We start from the raw sequence: 20,959 nt of genomic DNA, 5'->3' as shown, positions 1-20,959 counted from the left end.
TGTGATGACCGTCGCAGTCTTGATTCGCGTGTCGACGAAGCCGCCGCTTGCCTCTCGCGCCTTCAAGGAAGACTTAGGCCACTACAAGGAGTAGCCCGTGCAAGCAAGGTTTGGTGTCGCCCTCGTTTCGCGTTTTTCCCCACTTTCCCTTGCTGTGCATTTGAGCGTCGCCAGCCTGTTGTTTGGCGGTGTCAGCACACCTGCATTGGCCGCCTGTTCCACGGTCGGTTCGACCGTGACCTGCACCGGTGTGCCGAGCCTGCCGCTGTTTCTCAACAATTTCTCCAGTGCCACCAGCGGACTGACGGTCAACGTCAACTCCGGGGCGCAGATGAACGCCACCCTTGGCGGTCATGTGATAGACCTGACCGGGGTGAACATCTCCCTGAACAACTCCGGGACCCTTGACCCTGCGTTGCTCGGTCTGGTCTCGGTGTTGAGTGGCGGTGCGTTCATCGGCACGGGCGCCACGAGCACGATCAGCGTGCTGAACAATGCCAGCGGCATCATGCGCGGCACGGGGATGCTGCTGGGGCTCAATCTGACCAGCATCGATGGACTGGCGATTGGCGTGAACAACGCCGCTGCCGGGACCACCAGCATCACCAATAACGGCACCATCACCTCTACGGGGTTGTCGATCGGCGGCATCACCCTGGCTGATACGCCGGTGGTCGGCGTTTACGGCGGCTCTCAGGTCAACATGACCAACAGCAGCACCGGTGTTATCAACGGCCGGATCGCCTTCCAGACGTCGGCGTCGGGCAACACGTTCACCAACGCCGGCGCGATCACCGGCGGCGTGTCGATGGGCGCGGCCAGCACCAACACCTTCACGGCAGTGACCGGTTCTTCGGTGCAGGTCGGTGACGGCGTGCAGGTCAGTGTCGGCCTCGGTGGTCTGATTGGCATCAACCTGACCTTCGCCCCGACCGGCACGGTCGATGGTGGGGCGGGCGGCACCAACAGCCTGATCCTGCAAAACCCGATTGGCGTCGGCGGCGGCACCACGGGTGTCGGCACCGCATCCAGCGCCACCTACGTCAACTTCAACAACCTGACGCTCAACAGCGGCACCTGGACTTTGCAGGGGCCATTGGTCAGCGGCGCGACCACTCTCAATGGCGGCGTCGCGCAGTTCAACAACAACGCCACGTTCGGCAGCGGTGTGCTGACGTCCAACGGCGGGATTTTGCAGGCGAGTAATGCCGGGTTGAATGTCAGCAACCTGATCTCCGTCGGTGCGGGCGGCGTGACGGTGCAGGGCACCAATGCGACCACCCTGAGCGGGGTGATTTCCGGCAGCGGCGGTCTGACCAAAGTCGGTTCCGGGCAACTGAGCCTCAGCGCCGCCAACACCTACCTGGGCAACACCACGCTCAACGGCGGCACCGTGCAGTTGGGCAACAACCTGGCGCTGAGTACAGGCACCCTGAACTTCACCGGCGCCACCAGCCTGTCGGCACCGGGCACCATTAGCCTGAATAACGCCATCAGCCTCGGCGGCTCGATGACGGCCGCCGGCACCGGTGCGCTGACCCTCGGCGGTCTGATCAGCGGTAGCAGCGGCATCATCAAGACCGGCGCCGGCAGCCTGACCCTCAGCGGCGCCAACACCGGTTACAGCGGCACCACCACCCTCAGCGCCGGCAGCCTGCTGGTGACCAATAACAACTCGCTGGGCAGCGGCGCTCTGAACACCGCCGCCGGCACCAGTCTCGACAGCACTGCCAACGTCACCCTGGCGAATAACATCGGCATGACCGGCGCACTCAACGTGCTCGGCAGCAACGCCCTGACCCTTGGCGGCGTGTTGAGCGGCACTGGCGGCATCACCAAATCCGGCAGCGCCAGCCTGACCCTGAGTGGCAACAACACCAACGCCGGCAACACGCTCCTCAACGCCGGCAGCCTGTTCGTCGGTAGCAACACTGCGCTGGGCACTGGCGCGTTGAACGCGGCCGCAGGCACTACGCTGGATGCCACCACGGCGGTGACCCTGGCCAATGCCGTCGCGCTGGCGGCGGATTTGACCATCGGCGGCACGCAGGCATTGGGCCTGAGCGGCGTCGTCAGCGGCGCCGGCAATCTGATCAAGAACGGCACAGCGAGCCTGACCCTCAGCGGCAACAATACCTACGCCGGTGGTACTGCGCTGAATGCCGGCACGCTGATTGTCGGCTCCAACACTGCGCTGGGCACCGGCGCGTTGACCACCGCGGCAGGCACCACCCTCGACGCCAGTGCCACGGCCACGTTGAACAATGCGGTGTCCCTGGGTGGTGATCTGGAAGTGCGTGGCAGCGCTGACCTGACCCTCGGCGGCGTGATCAGTGGCAGTGGCGGGTTGACCAAGCGAGGTTTCGCCAATCTGATTCTCAATGGCGCCAACACGTATCTCGGCGGTACCACACTGGCTGCCGGTACCCTCACGGTGGGCAACGCGGCCGCGTTGGGCAGCGGCGCGCTGAACGTCATCGATGTATCGGCATTGGACAGCAACACCGCCGTCAACCTGAACAACAACATCAACCTCAACAGCAGTGCCCTGACCATTGGTGGCAGCAGTGGCCTGACCCTGTCCGGTTTGGTCAACGGTGCCGGTCAGTTGATCAAGAATGGCACGGCCAACCTGACCCTCAGCGGCGCCAACACGTTCAGCGGCGGCACCACGCTGAACGCCGGCAGCCTGACCGTCGGCGACGGCGCGGCACTCGGTACCGGCGCACTGACCGTCGCCGGGGCGGGCACCCTCAACAGCAGTTCGGCGGTGACGTTGAGCAATGCCATCACGCTCAATGCCAACCTCACCGCTGGTAGCGCCAACGCGCTGACCCTCGACGGGGTCATTAGCGGCAGTAACGGCCTGATCAAGAACGGCGCGTCGAGCCTGACCCTCAACGGCAACAACACTTACACCGGCACCACGGCGCTGACGGCTGGTTCGCTGATCGTCGGTTCCAACACTGCGCTGGGGACGGGCGCACTGAACGCCTCGAACGGCACGACACTGGATGCCGGCACGGCGGCGACGCTGGCGAACAACGTCAACCTCGGCGGCACCCTGACCGTCGGCGGCAGCAATGCGCTGACCCTCGGCGGTGTGGTCGCTGGCATCGGTGGCCTGATCAAGAACGGCGCGGCCGACCTGACCCTCAACGGCGCCAACACCTATTTCGGTAACACTGCGCTGAATGCCGGCACACTGATTGTTGGTGCCAACGGCGCGCTGGGCGCCGGCACGTTGAACACGGCAACCAACACCACGCTGGACGCCAACACGGCGGTCAGCCTGAACAACGCGGTGGCGCTCGCCGGTGCCTTGAATGTCGGCGGCACGGCGAACCTGACCCTGACCGGCCTGGTCAGCGGCGCCGGCAGTCTGGTGAAAAACGGCGCGGCCAACCTGATTCTCAACGCCGCCAACAACTACCTCGGCGGCACCACGCTGAACGCCGGCACATTGACCGTCGGCAACAGTTCGGCGTTGGGCTCCGGTGCGCTGACCGTCGCCGGTGCCGCGACACTGGACAGCAACTCGCCGCTGGTCAGCCTCAACAACGCCGTCGCGCTGAATGCTGCGCTGACCGTGGGCGGCACGCAGAACCTCACCCTCGGCGGCGTCACCAGCGGCACGGGCCAGTTGATCAAAAACGGTGCGGCCAACCTGACGCTCAACGGCAACAACAGCTTCAGCGGCGGCACCACGCTTAATGCCGGCACGCTGACCCTGGGCAATGCCAATGGCCTGGGCAGCGGCGCACTGGTTGTCGGTGGTGCGGCGACGCTGGATAACAGCGCTTCGTTCGGCATCGGCAACGCCATTACGCTGAATGCCGGACTGACCGTTGCCGGCAACAACGACTTGAGCCTGAACGGCATCATCGACGGTGCCGGCAGCCTGACCAAAAACGGTCTCTCCGATCTGACACTCGCAGGCAACAACACCTTTACCGGCGCGCTGAACATCGTCTCCGGCAGCGTCACCACGCTCAACAACAACGCGCTGGGCAACACCTCCGGCGTCAACATCAGTGCCGGAGCCGGGCTCAATCTGGGCAGCGACGCCAGTCTCGGCGCGCTGACCGGCAGCGGCAGCGTGCAATTGACCGGCAGCAATACTCTGACCGTTGGCGGCGGCAACGTCACCAGCACCTTCGACGGCGACCTCAGCGGCAGCGGCGGTCTGGTCAAGGTCGGCACCGGCACCTTGAACCTCACTGGCATCAACGGCATGACAGGCAATACCGCGATCGATGGCGGTATTGTGAATCTGAGCGGTTCGCTGGGCAGTGCTCAACTCAACGTCAATACCGGCGGCACCCTGACCGGCACCGGCTCAGCGCTCGGCGCGGTCAACATCAACAACGGTGGGCATTTGGCGTTGGCGTCGGGTAACACCTTGTCGGCAAGTGCGCTGACCCTCGGCGCCGGCAGCAATGTTGATGTGGCCCTGAGCACACCGTCGACCGCGTCGCTGATGAACGTCGGCGGCAACCTCACCCTCGACGGCAATCTCAACGTCACCGATGCCGGCGGTTTCGGTGTGGGTGTGTATCGCTTGTTCAACTACACCGGCGCACTGACCAATCTGGGGCTGGACGTTGCCAGCGTGCCGGTCGGTTATGGCCTCGGCGATCTGGTGGTGCAGACCGGCGTGGCCAATCAGATCAACATCCAGGTGTCGGCACCGAACGTCAATATTCGTTACTGGGACGGCAGCCAGACCATTGCCAACGGCGTGGTCGATGGTGGCAGCGGCACGTGGAACGCGGCCGGCACCAACTGGACCGATGCCAACGGCCTGGTCAACCAGCCGTGGGCCGGCGACTTCGCGGTGTTCCAAGGCACTGCCGGCACGGTGACGGTGAACGGCACGCAAGCCTTTACCGGCATGCAGTTCCTCACCGACGGCTACAACGTGGTCAACGGCGCGGCGGGGCAACTCACGGCCGTCAACGGCACTGGCGGCACCACCGCGTTGCGCGTCGATCCGGGCGTGACTGCGACCATCAACGCCAACATCAATGGCAGCGGCATTCTCAATAAGCTCGACAGCGGCACCCTGGTGCTCGGTGGTGCCAACGCTTACACCGGTGGCACGCAACTGGACGGCGGCAAAATCATCGTCGGCAGCAACACCGCGCTGGGCACTGGCACGTTGACGGCCAATGCCGGCACGCAACTGGACAGCAACGCGGCGGTGACCCTGAGCAACGCCGCGACACTGAACGGCAATCTCACTGTGGTCGGCAGCAATGCGCTGACCCTCAACGGCGTGATCGGCGGCACGGGTGGCCTGATCAAGAATGGCGCTGCGAACCTGACCCTCGGTGGCAACAACGCCTTCCTCGGCCCGGTCGCGCTGAACGCAGGCGGACTGATTCTGGCGTCGAACTCGGCGCTCGGTTCCGGCACCCTGAACGCTGCTGGCGGCACCACGCTGGACGCTGGCACGGCGGTGTCGCTGAACAATGCGGTCAATCTGGCCGGCAATCTCGGCATCGCTGGCACGGCCGATTTGACGCTCGCCGGTACGGTCAACGGCGCCGGCAGCCTGAGCAAAAACGGCGCGTCGAACCTGACCCTCAGCGGCAACAACAATTTCCTCGGTGGCGTCACCCTCAACGCCGGCACCCTGACCGCCGGCAGCAACTCGGCGCTGGGCCTGGGCAACCTCACCGTCGCCGGCGCGTCGGCGCTGGACAGTAACAGCGCGCTGAGTCTGGGCAACAACGTCGTGCTCAACGCCAACCTGAGCAATACCGGCAGCAACAATCTGACCCTCGCCGGTGTCGTCAGCGGCGCGGGCGGCTTGATCAAGAACGGCGCGTCGAACCTGACGCTCAATGGCGTCAATACCTACACGGGCAGCACCACGCTGAATGCCGGCACGTTGACCCTTGGCACCGGCACTGCATTGGGCAGCGGCGCGCTGACCGTGGCCGGTGCCTCGACTCTCGACAACACGGCGCCACTGGTGCTGACCAACAACCTCAACGTCAATGCCAATCTGGCTCTGGCCGGTAACAACAACCTGACCCTCGGCGGCATCATTGCTGGCGCCGGCACGTTGACCAAGAACGGTCTGTCCGACGTGACCCTGAGCGCCACCAACACCTTCAGCGGCACCTTCGATGTACTCGCCGGCAGCCTGACCACGCTGAGTAGCGGGGCGCTGGGCGACAATGCCGCGCTCAATCTCGCGGGGGGCGCGGCGCTCAATCTCGGTGCTTCGGGCAGCCTCGCCAGCCTCACCGGCAGCGGCACCGCGCTGGTCGGCACCGGCAACACCCTGAGCCTGGGCGGCAACAACGTCAGCAGCACCTTCGCCGGCACCCTCAGCGGTGACGGGGGCCTGAGCAAGCTGGGCAGCGGTACCCTGACACTCAGCGGCATCAGCGACCTGACCGGCGACACCAACGTCAATGCCGGCACGTTGCAGGTCAACGGTTCGCTGGCCAGCGGCAATGTGCTGGTCAACAACGGCGGCACCCTCGGTGGCAGCGGCACGTTGACCGGTGCCGTGTCCGTGGCCGACGGCGGGCATCTGGCGGGTGTCACCGGCAGCACCTTGTCGGTGGCTTCGCTGGCGTTCAACGGCAACTCCAGTTTCGATGTCGGCCTCGGCGCACCGGTCTCCGGGGGCGGCAACGGGCTGGTCAATGTCGGCGGCAATCTGACCCTCGACGGAACGCTCAACGTCAGTGATATCGGCGGCTTCGGCAGTGGCGTGTATCGCCTGATCGATTACACCGGCGGCCTGACCGACAACGGCATGCTCATCGGCAGCGTACCGGGCAGCGTCACCCCGGGCGATCTGACCCTGCAAACCGCGCTGGCCAACCAGATCAATCTGCTGGTCACCGCGCCGGGCGTTACCGTGCAGTTCTGGGACGGCAATCAACTGGTTGCCAACGGTGCAGTGGAGGGCGGCAGTGGCACCTGGGGGAGCGGCACCACCAACTGGACCGACGTCAACGGCACCAGCAATCAGGCCTGGACCAACAACTTCGCCGTCTTCCAGGGCGCGGCGGGCACTGTGACGGTCAACGGCGCGCAAACCCTCACCGGCATGCAATTCGTCAGCGATGGCTACAGCCTGCAGAACGGCACGGCGGGTTCGCTGAATCTGGTCAACGGTTCAATGGGCAACGCTTCGGTGCGCGTCGATCCGAACGCTACCGCGACCCTCGGCGTAGCGCTCAATGGTGCCGGCACCCTCGGCAAATACGACACCGGTACGCTGGTGCTCAACGCCGCCAACGGCTACACCGGCGGCACCGCGCTCAACGGCGGCAAGATCGTTGTCGGCAATGATGCGGCGCTCGGCACCGGGGTGTTGACCGCTGCGGACGGCACGGCGCTGGACAGCAACGCGGCGGTCAGCCTTGCCAACAACGTGGTGCTCAACGGCGGCCTGACGGTAGCCGGTTCCAGTGCTTTGACCCTCGACGGTGTGGTCAGCGGTGCGGGCAGTCTGATCAAGACGGGTGCATCGAGCCTGACCCTCAACGGCAGCAACACCTACAGCGGCGGCACTCAACTCGCCGGCGGCACGCTGGTGCTGGGCAACAACAGCGCCATCAGCAGCGGCGCATTGAACGTGTCCGGCAGCGGCAGCCTCGACAGCACCTCGGCGCTGCAACTGGCCAACGCCGTCAACCTCGGTGCCCAACTGACCCTGGCCGGCAACCAGGACACCACGCTGCTCGGCGCCGTCACTGGCACCGGCAGCCTGGTGAAGAATGGTGCAGGCGACCTGACGCTCAGCGGCGCCAATACCTACAGCGGCGGCACCACGCTGAACGGCGGCAGCACCTTCGGCGACACCAGCAGCCTGCAAGGTGCAATCGTCAACAACGCCACGCTGACGTTCGAGCAGAACGCCGATGGCAGCTACACCGGCAACCTCACTGGCGTCGGTACGCTGAACAAAACCGGCAGCGGCCAATTGCTTCTGACCGGTAACAGCGGCTTCACCGGCAACACCTCGGTGCAAGCCGGCAGCCTGCTGGTCAACGGCACGCTCAACAGTGCCAATGTCAGCGTTGCCAGCGGCGCAAGCGTTGGCGGCAGCGGCCAGTTCGGCGGTGCTGTGCAACTGGCTGACGGCGCGACGCTGGCCGGTGGCGGCGCGGCAACGCCGTTGTCGGTCGGTTCGCTGGTGCTGTCGTCGGGAACCACTCTGGACTTCAGTCTCGGCTCGGCGGCCAGTTCGACCACCGTCGTCAATGTGGCTGGCAACCTGACCCTTGATGGCACGCTCAACGTCAGCAATGCCGGCGGCTTCGGCACCGGCGTTTATCAATTGTTCAGCTACGGCGGCAGCCTGACCGACAACGGTCTGGTCTACGGCAGCCTGCCGGTGTCGGCGGCCAATCTGATCCTGCAAACCGCCATCGCCAATCAGGTCAACCTGCTGGTGCAAGGCACGCCGGGTGAAGTGCAGTTCTGGAACGGTGACAAGACCAACCCGGATGGCAGCATCGGTGGCGGCAGCGGTGTGTGGGGGCCAGGCACTAACTGGACTGATCCGAACGGCACGCAGGCACTTGCCTCCAATGGTCAATTCGCAGTCTTCGGCGGCCAGGGCGGTACGGTCACCGTACAGGGCAACCAGAACTTCACCGGTCTGCAATTTCTCGCCAACGGCTACAGCCTGACGCCGGGTGCCGGTGGCTCGCTGACTCCGGTCAACGGCTCGGACGGCAGCCTCGCTCCGGTGCGAGTGAATGCCGGCGGGAGTGCGCAAATCTCCGCGCCGCTGGTCGGCACTGGCGGTATCGAGAAGCTCGATTCCGGCACCCTGGTATTGAGCGGCGCCAACACTTACAGCGGTGGCACTACGGTCAGCGGCGGTACGCTGATCGGTAACACCACCAGCCTGCAAGGCAACATCCTCAACAACGCTTCGCTGTTTTTTGTGCAGAACGACAATGGCCTGTTCAACGGTCGCCTCAGCGGTCTCGGTGCAATGGCAAAACGCGGTACCGGCACCTTGCTGTTGACCGGTGATCACCCGTTCAGCGGCACGGTCGCGGTCGATCAAGGCGTGCTGCAAGTCGGTAGCCGTGCGGCGCGGGCGTCGCTGGGCGGGCAGGTGACCGTCGCCAGCGGCGCAGGGCTGAGCGGTAACGGCAGCGTCGGCTCGCTGGTCAACCAGGGTGTGGTGGCTTCCGGTGCCGAAGCCGGAACCCTCAGCGTGGCCGGTAACCTGACCAACGCGAGCGGCGGTATGCTGGTGCTGACAGTCAGTTCGCCCACTGCGACGCCGCTGGCCGTCGGTGGCACCGCGACGTTGGGCGGCGCCTTGCAAGTGAACTCGCTGGCACCGTTCACCGGCAACACCACGTATTCGCTGATTACCGCAGGTGGTGGCGTGAATGGCACTTTCAGCGCAACGGACCTGCCGCAATACGCGTTCCTCGACAGCGCCCTGGTGTATGACGCCAACGCGGTGAACCTGGTGGTCAGCCGCAACGGCAACTCGTTCGCCGATGTCGCCGCCTCCGGCAACCAGTTCCGCACGGCCACTGCGCTGTCGAACAACGGCCCGGCAGGCGCTGCGTTGCAGAACGAGATCGTCAACCTCAGTGTCGCGGGCGCGCGTAATGCCTTCGACAGTCTGTCCGGTGAGATCCACGCCAGCACCGCCAGCGCCATCCTTGAGGATTCGCGTTACGTGCGTGACGCGGTCAACGACCGTATGCGGCAACCGTCCTGCAGCGCGGCGGATGATCCACGCCGCGCCCTTGCGCCAAGCGACAACCAGTTGAGCAGCAGCGGTTGCCACGGCGAAATGGTCGGCTGGGCGCGAGCACTCGGTGCCTGGGGCGAATCGGATGGCGACAGCAACGCGGCGAAACTCGACCGCAACCTCAGCGGCTTCATGCTCGGCACCGACAAGCAGCTCGATGACCAGTGGCGCGTGGGCATGGCCGCCGGTTACACCCGCAGCGACCTTGACGCCCATGATCGTCGTTCGGACGCGACCGTTGAAAGCTACCACCTGGCGGCGTACCTCAACTCGCAGTTCGATGCGCTGGCGGTGCGCCTCGGCGCGGCCTACAGCTGGCACGACATCGAGAGCAAACGCGATGTCAGCGTCGGCAGCTACAACGACCGCCTGGAGGCCAATTACGACGCACGCAGCGCTCAGGTGTTCGGTGAAGTCGGTTACGCGATTGATGCCGGCGGCATTGCGCTCGAGCCGTTCGCCGGTCTCGCTTACGTCAACTACGACACCGATAAAGCCAAGGAAAAAGGCGGAGCAGGGCGCCTGCAGGCCGATGCCGACCAGGACATCACCTTCTCGACCCTCGGGGTGCGCGCCGGCAAAGTCATCACCCTGGCCAACGGCGGGCAGTTCACCCCGCGCGCGGCCCTCGGCTGGCGCCATGCTTTCGGGGATACCAAGCCTGACGTCGACCTGACCTTCATCGACGGCGGCGCCTCGTTCAGCACCCAGGGCGTGCCGATTGCCAAGGACAGCGCGATTGTCGAAGCAGGCGTGGACTTCCAGATCAGCCCGACCGGTAAGCTCGGGGTCGGCTACTCGGGGCAACTGTCGAACGACAGCAACGACCATGCGATGACCATCAGCTTCAGCCTTGGCTTCTGATCGAGTGTCGAAGCACGTTTAGCCGCCCGTGAGGGCGGTTTTTTTGCAGTGCAAAAGATCCCGGATGCGTCCTACACAAATAAGCGACTTTCCCCACTGCGGCTATCTGTAGATCCATGCAAAGTCCCGTGCCTGAAAGACACAGGGCAATGTGGATGCTTACCGCCGGCAAACCGATCGTTTTCAAACTCGATATCGAAGGTTTCTCCAACCTTCCGCCCAGCGCTGTTTACACGCCTGCGAAGGAAACGCTAGAACTGGCAGTCTATGTTCAAGCCCTGAATGGCAATGACGAGCGGGCATCGCAGACTCGTGTCATTCATATGAATCCTCGGGGGGAGGGGCACTTTTCGGTGGTCGCTCCTCGGTTGGTCAAAGAAATCCCTGCGCTTTCTCTCGTCGAGGCCAGACATCTTGAGTGGGCTGACCATGTTGAATAGCAACGGCAAGCCCATGGGTGCCTCGCACATTGAGCACGCTGGAAAAGCGGGAGATATAGAACCATTTCCGAGCGGAAAAATTACCTACCCCCTGTAGGTGTGAACCTGCTCGTGATGGCGGCTTTACACCCAACGCAAATGTCCGCCTGGTTTGGTAAAACATCTCGCCGCAGCGGCTCTGCTAGAATCCGCCCCATCAACAGCCTGAGACCCCTCCCCATGAGCGAGCCGATTCGTCTGACCCAATACAGCCACGGCGCCGGTTGCGGCTGCAAGATTTCCCCGCAGGTGCTGGAAGTGATACTGGCCGGCAGCGGGGCGCAGAACCTCGACCCGAAACTGTGGGTCGGCAACGCCTCGCGTGATGACGCGGCGGTCTACGAGATCGATGCCGAGCGCGGGGTGGTGTCGACTACTGACTTCTTCATGCCGATTGTCGACGATCCGTTCGATTTCGGCCGGATTGCCGCCACCAACGCAATCAGCGACATCTATGCGATGGGCGGTGATCCGTTAATGGCGATTGCGATCCTCGGCTGGCCGGTCAATGTGCTGGCGCCGGAAGTGGCGCGGGAAGTGATTCGCGGTGGCCGCGCGGTGTGCGACGCGGCAGGTATTCCGTTGGCGGGCGGGCACTCGATTGATGCCCCGGAGCCGATTTTCGGTCTGGCCGTGACCGGTCTGGTGGAAAAACGCCACATGAAGCGCAATGACACCGCCACCGCTGGCTGCCTGCTGTACCTGACCAAACCGCTGGGCATCGGCATCCTCACCACCGCCGAAAAGAAGGGCAAATTGCGCATCAGCGACGTCGGCGTGGCCCGCGACTGGATGTGCACCCTGAACAAACCCGGCAGCCGCTTCGGCAAACTCGCCGGGGTGACGGCGATGACGGACGTCACCGGTTTCGGCCTGCTGGGTCATCTGGTGGAAATGGCCGATGGCAGCCAACTGACAGCGCGCATCGCTTACGACCGCGTGCCGCGTCTGGACAGCGTCGAGTATTACCTTGATCAAGGTTGCGTCCCTGGCGGCACGCTGCGCAATTTCGACAGCTACGCGAGCAAGGTCGGTCGCGTGCAGGAATTGCACAAGCGCGTCCTGTGCGACCCGCAAACCAGTGGCGGCCTGCTGATTGCCGTGACGCCTGAAGGCAATGATGAGTTTCTCGCCGTCGCCGCTGAGCTGGGCTTGAACCTTGAGCCCATCGGCGAACTGGTTGAGCGACAGACGAACGCGGTCGAGGTGAATTGATGCTCCGCGACTGCACCGACTACCGTGACATTTTCCTCAACGACCGGCCAATGATGGATGCCCGTGCGCCGGTCGAGTTTCACAAAGGTTCATTTCCCGGCGTGGTCAATCTACCGCTGATGAACGACATCGAGCGGCAGAAAATCGGCACCTGCTACAAGCAGCACGGCCAGCAGGCCGCCATCGAACTGGGTCATCAACTGGTGGCCGGCGCAGTGAAAGCCGAGCGCATCCAGGCCTGGGCCGATTTCGCCCGGGCCCATCCTGAGGGTTATCTGTATTGTTTCCGGGGCGGCTTGCGGTCGCAGATCACCCAGCAATGGTTGCGTGATGAAGCCGGCATCGATTACCCGCGCGTCGGTGGGGGTTACAAGGCCATGCGCAACTTCCTCATCGACACCACTGAGCAGGCCATCGCGCAGTGTGATTTCGTCCTGCTCGGCGGCATGACCGGCACCGGCAAGACCGAAGCGCTGGTGCAGTTGCGTAACGGCCTGGATCTGGAAGGCCACGCCAATCATCGCGGTTCGAGTTTCGGCAAGCGTGCCACGGGGCAGCCGTCGAACATCGATTTTGAAAACCGCCTGGCCATCGACATTCTCAAGAAACGTGATGCCGGCATCGAGCAGTTCGTACTGGAAGACGAAAGCCGGGTGGTCGGCAGTTGTGCCTTGCCGCTTTCGCTTTATCAGGGCATGCAGCAGTACCCGATGGTCTGGCTGGAGGACCGTTTCGAGGATCGCGTCGAGCGCATCCTGCGGGACTACGTGGTGGATTTGTCGGCAGAGTTTTCGGCGGTGCACGGCGAGAGCGGTTTTGCGCTGTTTTCCGAGCGACTGCTGGAAAGCCTGAACAATGTGCAGAAACGCCTGGGTGGAGAGCGCCATCAGCGCATGTTGCTGTTGATGGAAGAGGCGTTGATCGAGCAGGCACGCAGCGGTGCGGTGGATCGCCATCGCGGCTGGATCGAGGGGTTGCTGCGCGAGTATTACGACCCGATGTATGTGTTTCAGCGGGAGAAGAAGGGCGGGCGGATCGAGTTCGCCGGGGAAAGTGGGGCGGTGCTTGAGTATCTTCGCGAGCGGGTGAGCCAGAAAGGCTGAGGTTGTAGCGGCGGGCCCCTTCGCGAGCAAGCCCGCTCCCACATTCGATCGGCTGTGGGAGCGGGTTTGCTCGCGAAGGGGCCGGATCAGCCACCCCGCAAATCAGGTGGGGCAGGTTTCCTTGCCATGATCCAGCCCCTGTTTGTAGCTGTGGCTTTGCAGACTGGCCTTGCCGTTGTGCCAGGTCAGTGTCAGCACATAGAGCGAGTCAAAATCGTTGCCCGCCCAGTCATCGGTGATGTTCTGTTTCTCACCGACCGCTTTGCCCGCCACCTTGTTGATCAATTCCGGCAGATAACCGTGTGACCACGCGGTGTAAATCGTCGAGTTGTGATACTTGTCGTCGAGCAGTTCGCGGGCCAGATCGCTGGTGTCATTGGCGGAAAACTCGATGTTCACTGGCAGGCCGAGTTTGATCGCCGCCGGACTGATGGTCATCAACGGGCGAATGTAGCTGTAGGAATTATCCAGTTCGCCTTCTTCGACATTGCGCGTCGGATTGGCGGCGAACACGTAATCGGCCTTGCCAAATTTTTCCGGCAGCAGCGTCGACAGGTCGATGGCGCGGTTCAGGCCCTGGCAGTTGAGCTGGCCGAGGCCGCCTTCGGGTTTTTCTGCGTGACGCAGGAACACCAGGGTCTGGGTGCCGTCCACCGGCTGCGCGCGGCTTTCACTGGACTCCAGCGAGAGAAACAATGCACTGACCGCCAGCACCGAAGGCAGGACGACGTAGGCGCGATGTTTGAAGCGTTTGGCGAAACTCATGAGGTTCGTCATCAGATAAAGGGTTCTTCAGCAATTTCGGTTAAGGCTGACAAACCTTGGCACCGCGGGCTCCCAGCACCGGGTGGTTTCCCTGTCATGAACAGCTTCCTCTGCGAGAAAGACATAGCTCAGAGTCCTCTGAGGCCCGATTGGTTCGATCCGCACTTTAGCGGCAACCTTCAACGGTCTGGCCGCAGGTTAGCGACAAGATGTTACGGTTCATGTGGCGGCTGCCGCAGATCGCGTTGACTGACCCGCCGCCATCGCTGGCAAGCCAGCGGCCACAGGGATTTACAGTGTTCTGGAAGATTGTTACCCGTCCTGTAATGCACTCTTGATTGATCCAGGTTTGTACGCCAGCCCCCGCAAGGCATAAGCTTCGCCCCCTACGACTTTCGTCTCATCTTCCGATTTCAGGAAAGGCCCCATGTCCAGTCAGTTCCCCGAATCACGTCCCCGCCGTCTGCGCCGCAATGCGAGCCTGCGCAGCCTGTTCCAGGAAACCGAGTTCAGCCTGAACGATCTGGTGCTGCCGATTTTCGTCGAGGAAGACATCGACGACTTCGTGCCGATCAAGAGCATGCCCGGCGTGATGCGCATTCCCGAGCGCAAACTGGCCAGCGAAATCGAGCGCTATGCCCGCGCCGGCATCAAGTCGGTGATGACCTTCGGTGTGTCCCACCATCTGGACAGCAACGGTAGCGACACCTGGCGTGAAGACGGTCTGGTTTCGCGCATGTCGCGTATCGCCAAGGATGCCGTGCCGGAAATGATCGTGATGTCCGACACCTGCTTCTGCGAATACACCGATCACGGCCATTGCGGCGTGATGCACAACCATGAAGTCGACAACGATCAGACGCTGATCAATCTTGGCAAACAAGCCGTGGCGGCGGCCCGCGCTGGCGCTGATGTGATTGCGCCGTCGGCAGCGATGGACGGTCAGGTGCGGGCGATTCGCCAGGCGCTGGACGCGGCCGGTTTTACCCAGATCCCGATCATGGCGTATTCGACCAAATTTGCTTCGGCGCTGTACGGCCCGTTCCGCGAGGCGGGTGGTAGTGCGTTGAAAGGCGACCGCAAAAGCTACCAGATGAACCCGATGAACCGCCGTGAAGCCCTGCGCGAATCGCTGCTCGACGAGCAGGAAGGCGCCGATGCGCTGATGGTCAAGCCAGCCGGCGCTTACCTCGACATCATCCGCGACATTCGCGAAGCCTCGAACCTGCCGCTGGCGGCGTATCAGGTCAGTGGCGAGTACGCGATGATCAAGTTCGGCGCGCAGGCTGGTGCAATCGATGAAGATCGCGTGGTACGTGAAAGCCTTGGCGCGATCAAGCGTGCGGGTGCGGATCTGATCTTCACTTACTTTGCGATGGACCTGGCACTGGCCGGTATCTAGACAACAGCGCAAATCCGAACGGTGGGAGCGGGCTTGCTCGCGAAGGCGTTGTGTCAGCCAGCACATCTGTTGCTGATGCACCGCCTTCGCGAGCAAGCCCGCTCCCACATTTGGACTGCGGGATGTCAGGGGCTGTTGAGGTAGGGCCGGATGCCGTGATCGCGCCAGTAGCGTTCTATGACTTTCGGATCGGCGCTGTTGTCGGCAACCGCCACATAGGTGTCCGGGCGCAGCAGGTAAAAGCCGTTACGTCCCAACCCTGCCGTTTCAAACGCCGGGCGCCAGTCGAACACGTGCAGTGGCAAGTGGTGTTCATTGCACCAGGCGATCATCTCGTCGCTGGTGTCGCCGTACACGTGGACTTGCCAGCACGGCTGGCGCAGGGGTTCGTAGTTATCCCCCTCACCATCATGGGCCCACGGCAAGCGGTCGCCGCCGTGGACGTGGCCGGCGACGCCCTGGCTCAACGGCATGCCGCGATAGTTGAGGGTGAGTTGCGACACCGTGCGAAAAAGGAACTCGCGACTGGCCTCGAACGACGCCATTTTCGGGATCAGGAACGGCGCCACGCGCATGCGCAGCAGATCAGCCATGCGCCCCTCGGCGGTGACGAAACTGAAGACTTTGTCGGTGGTCGAGACCAGCCGTCGGGCGAAGGCGATGCGTTCGGTTTCATAGCTGTCGAGCAGACTCGGCTCGGCGCCGCCGCCGAGCACCGCCGCGAGTTTCCACGCCAGATTGATCGCATCGCCGATGCCGGTGTTCATGCCTTGCCCGCCGGCCGGGCTGTGCACGTGCGCGGCATCGCCGAGCAAAAACGCGCAGCCGTCGCGGAAATGCTCGGCCACGCGGTGATGCACACGGTAGGTCGAGAACCAGTGGACGTCTTCGATGTGCACTTTCAGGTGTTCGATGGCGCGGCTGCTGACGTCGGAGAACTCCAGGGTTTCGGCACGATCTGCGCGCTCGTCACGCACCGTGCCGATCAGGCGGGCGCGGCCCTCGCCGGCCAGCGGAAACACCGCGAGAAAGTCCGCCTCGTCCAGATCCAGATGCAACTCGCCGTTCATCACCGGGCCGCTGGCCTTGACGTCGGCGACGTAGAAAATCTGCTGGTAAGTGCCGCCGGGAAACCCGGCGTCGAGGGTTTTGCGCACCACTGAACGGGCGCCGTCGCACCCTGCGAGATAGCAGGCCTGACAGACTTCCTGCGCGCCATCGGCCAGGCGCAGATGCGCGGTGAGGCCGTCGCCGGATTCCTCGAAACGCTCCAGCGTGGTGTTGCGTTCAACCGTCACGCCATAGTCTTCGAGGCGGTCGATCAGCAGCCGTTCGTGCTCATCCTGCGGGAAGATTTCGACGAACGCATAAGGCGTCAGGCCTTCGCCGATGCGGTTGAGCGGCAGTTGCGCGACCGGTTTGCCATTGACCCAGAAGTTCGCCGCTGCCACCCGGTGGCCGTTGCGCACCACGGTGTCGGCCAGATCGAGCTGGCGATACAACTCGAGCGTGCGCGCCTGCACTGCCAGCGCCCGCGAGGTGGTGCCGGGCGCCGAGGTTTTGTCGATGATGCGCACGCGCACGCCGAGTTTGCTCAGCCACAGGGCCAGCACCAGCCCGGTCGGGCCAGCGCCGATGATCAGAACATCGCTGCGGTTCATGGGCCTGTCCTCCGTTTGCTGTGGAGCAAGTATGGATCAGAAGGAGAGGGTAGCCAGTTCGGGCCCCATCGCGAGCAGGACCTGTCAAACGCCGCAAAAAAAGGCCCCGCAGCCATCAAAGCTGCGGAGCCTTCTTATTACCGATTACGCTTAGAAATCAATAGTCCCGGACAACTTGGCAACCCGCGGTTCACCCTGCGTCAGGTAGCCGCCCTGAGCCGATTCCCAGTACTTCTTGTTCGCCAGGTTCTCTACGCCCAGACGCACGGTCACGTCCTTCTCCGAGACCTTGAAGGCGTAACGCGCACCCGCATCGAAGCGGTTCCAGGTTGGCAGGCTCAGGTTGTTCGCGGCGTCGGCGTATTGGCCGCCCGTGCGCAGCATCCGCGCATTCAGCGCTACGCCTTGCAGGCCCGGTACGTCCCAATCGACGCCGGCATTGAACTGGAAGGTCGGCACGCCAATGGCGTGGTTGCCGTCGTTGGCGCCGTTAAGGGTGTTCTTCAGTTCAGTGTCCATCAACGTCAGGCCGCTGATCAGGCGCAGGCCATTGATCGGCTCGCCGAACACGTTCATTTCCACGCCTTTGTTCACCTGCTCGCCCTCACGCACGTAGGTGCAGGTGGTGGCGCTGTCGATTTCGCAGTAGCCATCGCTCGGCTGCTCAATGCGATAGAGGCCCAGGCTCGCGCCGTAAGTGCCCATGTCGACTTTCACCCCGACTTCGGTCTGCTTGGAGCGTGACGGTGCGTAGACTTCGTTGCCGTTGGTCACACGCAAGCCGCCGGAGCTGGTCGGCGAGGTCGGGCCTTGAGCCAGACCTTCGATGTGGTTGGCGTAGAACGATACGTGTTCCCACGGCTTGAACACGATGCCGTACACCGGCGTGGTGATCGACTCGTCGTAGCTGGAGGAGCGCGGGCCGCTGCCATAGCTGGCGTAGCTGTAACCCTGCACGACCAGTTGCTGGCGACGCAGGCCGGCCGTGATCAGCAGGCGATCATCGAAGAAACCGAAGGTGTCGGAGATCGCCAGGCTGCGGTTGAAGGTTTTGCCGACGATGCCCGGATCGCTGTTGTCGCCACCGGCGAAATTGCCGACCGGCAACGGGGTTTCCACGGGATGGTAGATGTTGTTGGCGTACCTGGTCAGGTCGAAATCATACGCGCTACGCTGTTCGGCCCAGATGCCGGTCAGGCCGAAGTTGAGCTTGTGGCTGACCGGGCCGGTGTTGAACTTGCCGTTGAGGCCGGCCATGACGCTGGTGTTGTCTTCGTCATGGGGAATGAACGAACCGGTGGTGGTTGAGGCGCCGTTGTTACCGACCAGCGTCGTCGAGTTGTAGCGCCCGACTTCGCGGGTGTGCTTGGCGCCGCCGGCAGCGTAGGCGGTCCAGTTGTCGTTCAGGTCGTACTCGGCGCGAAGCATGCCGAAGGTGTCTTCGATGTCGGTGTAGCCCCATTTCGGCGCGTAGTTGGTATCCGCCGACGGCGCATCCGGAATGTGCGTGGCGGTGCCGAGGTTGACCGAGTTGCGCCCGCCGTTGACGCGTTCTTTCTGGTAGGCGAAGTCGCCGGAGACGCGCAGGGCATCGCCGCGATAGTCGAGGCCGATGGCGAATAGTTTAGAGCGTTGGTTCTCGTGGTCGATGCCGGTGTCGCCTTCGCGCTGGGACAGGTTGATGCGCGCGCCGAATCGGTTGTCTTCACCGAAACGCTGGCCGATGTCGAAGTGCTGACCGACGCGACCTTCGCTGTTGATGTCGGTGGTGAAGCGACGCAGCGGCACGTCACCGGCACGTTTGGGTTGCAGGTTGACGCCGCCGCCGATGCCCGAGCCGGTCGGGGTCACGCCGTTGATGAAGGCGTTCGGACCTTTGAACACTTCCACGCGCTCCAACGCGTCGGTGGAAATGATCTGCCGTGGCAGCACGCCATACAGGCCGTTATAGGAAATATCGTCGCCGTTAAGCGGCAGGCCGCGGATCATGAAGACCTGCGCCTGGTTAGAGAAACCGGATGCCTGGCGCACCGACGCATCGTTGAGCAGCACGTCGGCGACGTTTTCGGCCTGCTGATCCTGGATCAGTTGCTCGGTGTAGGACGCGGCGCTGAACGGCACGTCCATCATGTCCTGATTGCCCAACACGCCGAGCTGACCGCCACGCGCAACCTGACCGCCGCTGTAGGCCGGGGGCAGGGCGTTTGGCACTGGAGCCTGAGCGTTGATGTTGACGTCGTCGAGCACCAGCTCTTTGTTATCGCCTTCAGCGGCGTGGGCGGTGACGGTCAGGGAGCACAGCAGAACGAGAAGCGTCGGGCGAAAAGGGACGCCGAGTCGGGCTGGAGTGAGCATGTTCAGTTCCTGGAGGCGCGCGGCCAGTTGGAAAAAGTTAGGGCGGCGCGGAACTCCTTGCGCAAATGCGACTCCAGGTGCAAATGATAGATTTTCTCAGTAACGTTTTGCAATCAGTTTGTCATCACCCCTTTTTCAAACCCTCCTGCGCGGATTGTGTATGGTTGCTCTGGCTTATTGGACTGGATGGAGCAACATGCACAACCCTCGATTACCGATCATCCTCGCCGCACTGCTGGTGCTCGCTGGTTGCGCGGGGCAGCGCAGCCAGGAGCCGGTTCCGCGTGCGCCTGCTGAAGTCAAGGCCGAAATCGTCCGGCTGATGCCGGCGAAAATCGCCGACCGCCAAGGCTGGGCTTCGGATATCTATGCCGCGTTCGCTGCGCAGAACATCAGCCCGACCACGCAGAACCTCTGCTCCGTACTGGCTGTCGCCGAACAGGAATCCACCTTTCAGGCCGACCCCACCGTGCCCGGCCTGGGCAAAATCGCCCGCGACGAAATCGACCGCCGCGCCGCCAAGGTGCACATCCCCAGCCTGTTGGTCAGCGGCGCATTGCAAGTGCGTTCAACCAACGGCAAGACCTACAGCGAACGCCTGAACGCAGCACGCAGCGAGAAAGAGTTGAGCGCAATCTTCGACGACTTCATCGGCAGGGTGCCAATGGGCCGCACGCTGTTCGGTGGTTTCAACCCGGTGCACACCGGCGGGCCGATGCAGGTCAGCATCGAATTCGCCGAACAGCATGCCAAGGATTACCCGTACCCGGTGGACGGCACGATCCGCCGTGAAGTATTCAGCCGCCGAGGCGGCATGTACTTCGGCATCGCGCATTTGCTCGGTTACCCGGTGAGTTACCGCGAACCGCTCTATCGGTTTGCCGACTTCAATGCCGGTTGGTACGCCAGTCGCAATGCCGCGTTCCAGAACGCTGTCAGTCGCGCCTCGGGTATTCCATTGGCGCTGGACGGTGACCTGATCCGCTACGACTCGATCATGCCCGGCAGCACGGAACTGGCGGTGCGCACCCTGGGCAAGTCGTTGGGCATGCGCAACCCGACCATTCGCGATCAGTTGGAGAAGGGCAAAACCCTGGAATTGGAAGAGACCAGGCTCTATCAACGAGTATTCGAACTGGCGGAGCAAGCGGAGGGGAAAAAGCTGCCGCGTGCGGTGTTGCCGGGGATCGTGCTGCAGAGTCCGAAGATCACTCGCAAACTGACCACGGCGTGGTTCGCCAAACGCGTGGACGAGCGCTACAAGCGCTGCATGGCCAAGGCCGGATAAAACCCACAGACATAAAAAACCCGGCTGAGGGAGCCGGGTTTCTCTGGGGTGTTGCGCTTGAAGCCAT

At 63.2% G+C, this 20,959-nt stretch carries 9 protein-coding genes; 6 read left to right on the top strand and 3 right to left on the bottom strand.

The features are described from left to right. Window positions 1-97: 97 nt before the first annotated feature. The 4 genes from AACY19_RS02520 (at window position 98) to mnmH (ending at window position 13,421) form a co-directional block, all read left to right on the top strand. Window positions 98-10,624, top strand: a complete 10,527-nt coding sequence (locus AACY19_RS02520) for an autotransporter-associated beta strand repeat-containing protein (RefSeq protein WP_339447598.1) — start codon at window positions 98-100, stop codon at window positions 10,622-10,624. Window positions 10,625-10,773: 149 nt separating this feature from the next. Continuing rightward, window positions 10,774-11,064, top strand: a complete 291-nt coding sequence (locus AACY19_RS02515; RefSeq protein ID WP_339447596.1) for a hypothetical protein — start codon at window positions 10,774-10,776, stop codon at window positions 11,062-11,064. Window positions 11,065-11,283: 219 nt separating this feature from the next. Then, window positions 11,284-12,318: a selenide, water dikinase SelD gene (gene selD, locus AACY19_RS02510; protein WP_339447594.1), complete on the top strand. Its 1,035-nt coding sequence runs from the start codon at window positions 11,284-11,286 to the stop codon at window positions 12,316-12,318. After that, window positions 12,318-13,421, top strand: a complete 1,104-nt coding sequence (gene mnmH / locus AACY19_RS02505) for a tRNA 2-selenouridine(34) synthase MnmH (protein WP_339447592.1) — start codon at window positions 12,318-12,320, stop codon at window positions 13,419-13,421. Before selD ends, mnmH begins: the two co-directional genes overlap by 1 nt. Window positions 13,422-13,523: 102 nt before the next feature. On the opposite strand, the gene AACY19_RS02500 is transcribed toward mnmH, so the two are convergent. Next, on the bottom strand, window positions 13,524-14,198 hold the full coding sequence (locus AACY19_RS02500) for a histidine phosphatase family protein (RefSeq protein ID WP_339447590.1): 675 nt from the start codon (window positions 14,196-14,198) through the stop codon (window positions 13,524-13,526). A 415-nt stretch (window positions 14,199-14,613) separates the two neighbouring features. On the opposite strand from AACY19_RS02500, the gene hemB reads away from it, so the two are divergent. After that, window positions 14,614-15,588, top strand: a complete 975-nt coding sequence (hemB, locus tag AACY19_RS02495; RefSeq protein ID WP_339447588.1) for a porphobilinogen synthase — start codon at window positions 14,614-14,616, stop codon at window positions 15,586-15,588. A 125-nt stretch (window positions 15,589-15,713) separates the two neighbouring features. Here the strand turns inward: hemB and AACY19_RS02490 are convergent, their stop codons facing one another. Together AACY19_RS02490 and AACY19_RS02485 are read right to left on the bottom strand one after the other, a co-directional pair. Further along, window positions 15,714-17,249, bottom strand: coding sequence for an FAD-dependent oxidoreductase (locus AACY19_RS02490; RefSeq protein ID WP_339447586.1), 1,536 nt, complete (start codon window positions 17,247-17,249; stop codon window positions 15,714-15,716). Window positions 17,250-17,399: 150 nt separating this feature from the next. Next, entirely contained in the window at window positions 17,400-19,604 is a 2,205-nt protein-coding gene (locus AACY19_RS02485) for a TonB-dependent receptor (protein ID WP_339447584.1), read from the bottom strand. A 196-nt stretch (window positions 19,605-19,800) separates the two neighbouring features. Here AACY19_RS02485 and AACY19_RS02480 point away from each other — a divergent pair, with 196 nt between their 5' ends. Beyond that, window positions 19,801-20,892 (top strand): DUF1615 domain-containing protein, encoded by a 1,092-nt coding sequence (locus AACY19_RS02480; RefSeq protein ID WP_339447582.1) that lies wholly within the window; start codon window positions 19,801-19,803, stop codon window positions 20,890-20,892. Window positions 20,893-20,959 lie beyond the last annotated feature (67 nt).

Source organism: Pseudomonas sp. EA_5y_Pfl2_R50, assembly GCF_963970475.1.
Taxonomy (GTDB): domain Bacteria; phylum Pseudomonadota; class Gammaproteobacteria; order Pseudomonadales; family Pseudomonadaceae; genus Aquipseudomonas.
Note: the sequence above shows the minus strand (reverse complement) of the source record. Positions and strands in the feature narration are given on the sequence as shown.

Excerpts from the sequence above, each read along its gene's own strand:
- AACY19_RS02515 (WP_339447596.1), top strand. The coding sequence starts at position 10,774 with ATGTGGATGCTTACCGCCGGCAAACCGATCGTTTTCAAACTCGATATC.
- selD (WP_339447594.1), top strand. The coding sequence starts at position 11,284 with ATGAGCGAGCCGATTCGTCTGACCCAATACAGCCACGGCGCCGGTTGC.
- mnmH (WP_339447592.1), top strand. The coding sequence starts at position 12,318 with ATGCTCCGCGACTGCACCGACTACCGTGACATTTTCCTCAACGACCGG.
- AACY19_RS02500 (WP_339447590.1), bottom strand. The coding sequence starts at position 14,198 with ATGACGAACCTCATGAGTTTCGCCAAACGCTTCAAACATCGCGCCTAC.
- hemB (WP_339447588.1), top strand. The coding sequence starts at position 14,614 with ATGTCCAGTCAGTTCCCCGAATCACGTCCCCGCCGTCTGCGCCGCAAT.
- AACY19_RS02490 (WP_339447586.1), bottom strand. The coding sequence starts at position 17,249 with ATGAACCGCAGCGATGTTCTGATCATCGGCGCTGGCCCGACCGGGCTG.
- AACY19_RS02485 (WP_339447584.1), bottom strand. The coding sequence starts at position 19,604 with ATGCTCACTCCAGCCCGACTCGGCGTCCCTTTTCGCCCGACGCTTCTC.
- AACY19_RS02480 (WP_339447582.1), top strand. The coding sequence starts at position 19,801 with ATGCACAACCCTCGATTACCGATCATCCTCGCCGCACTGCTGGTGCTC.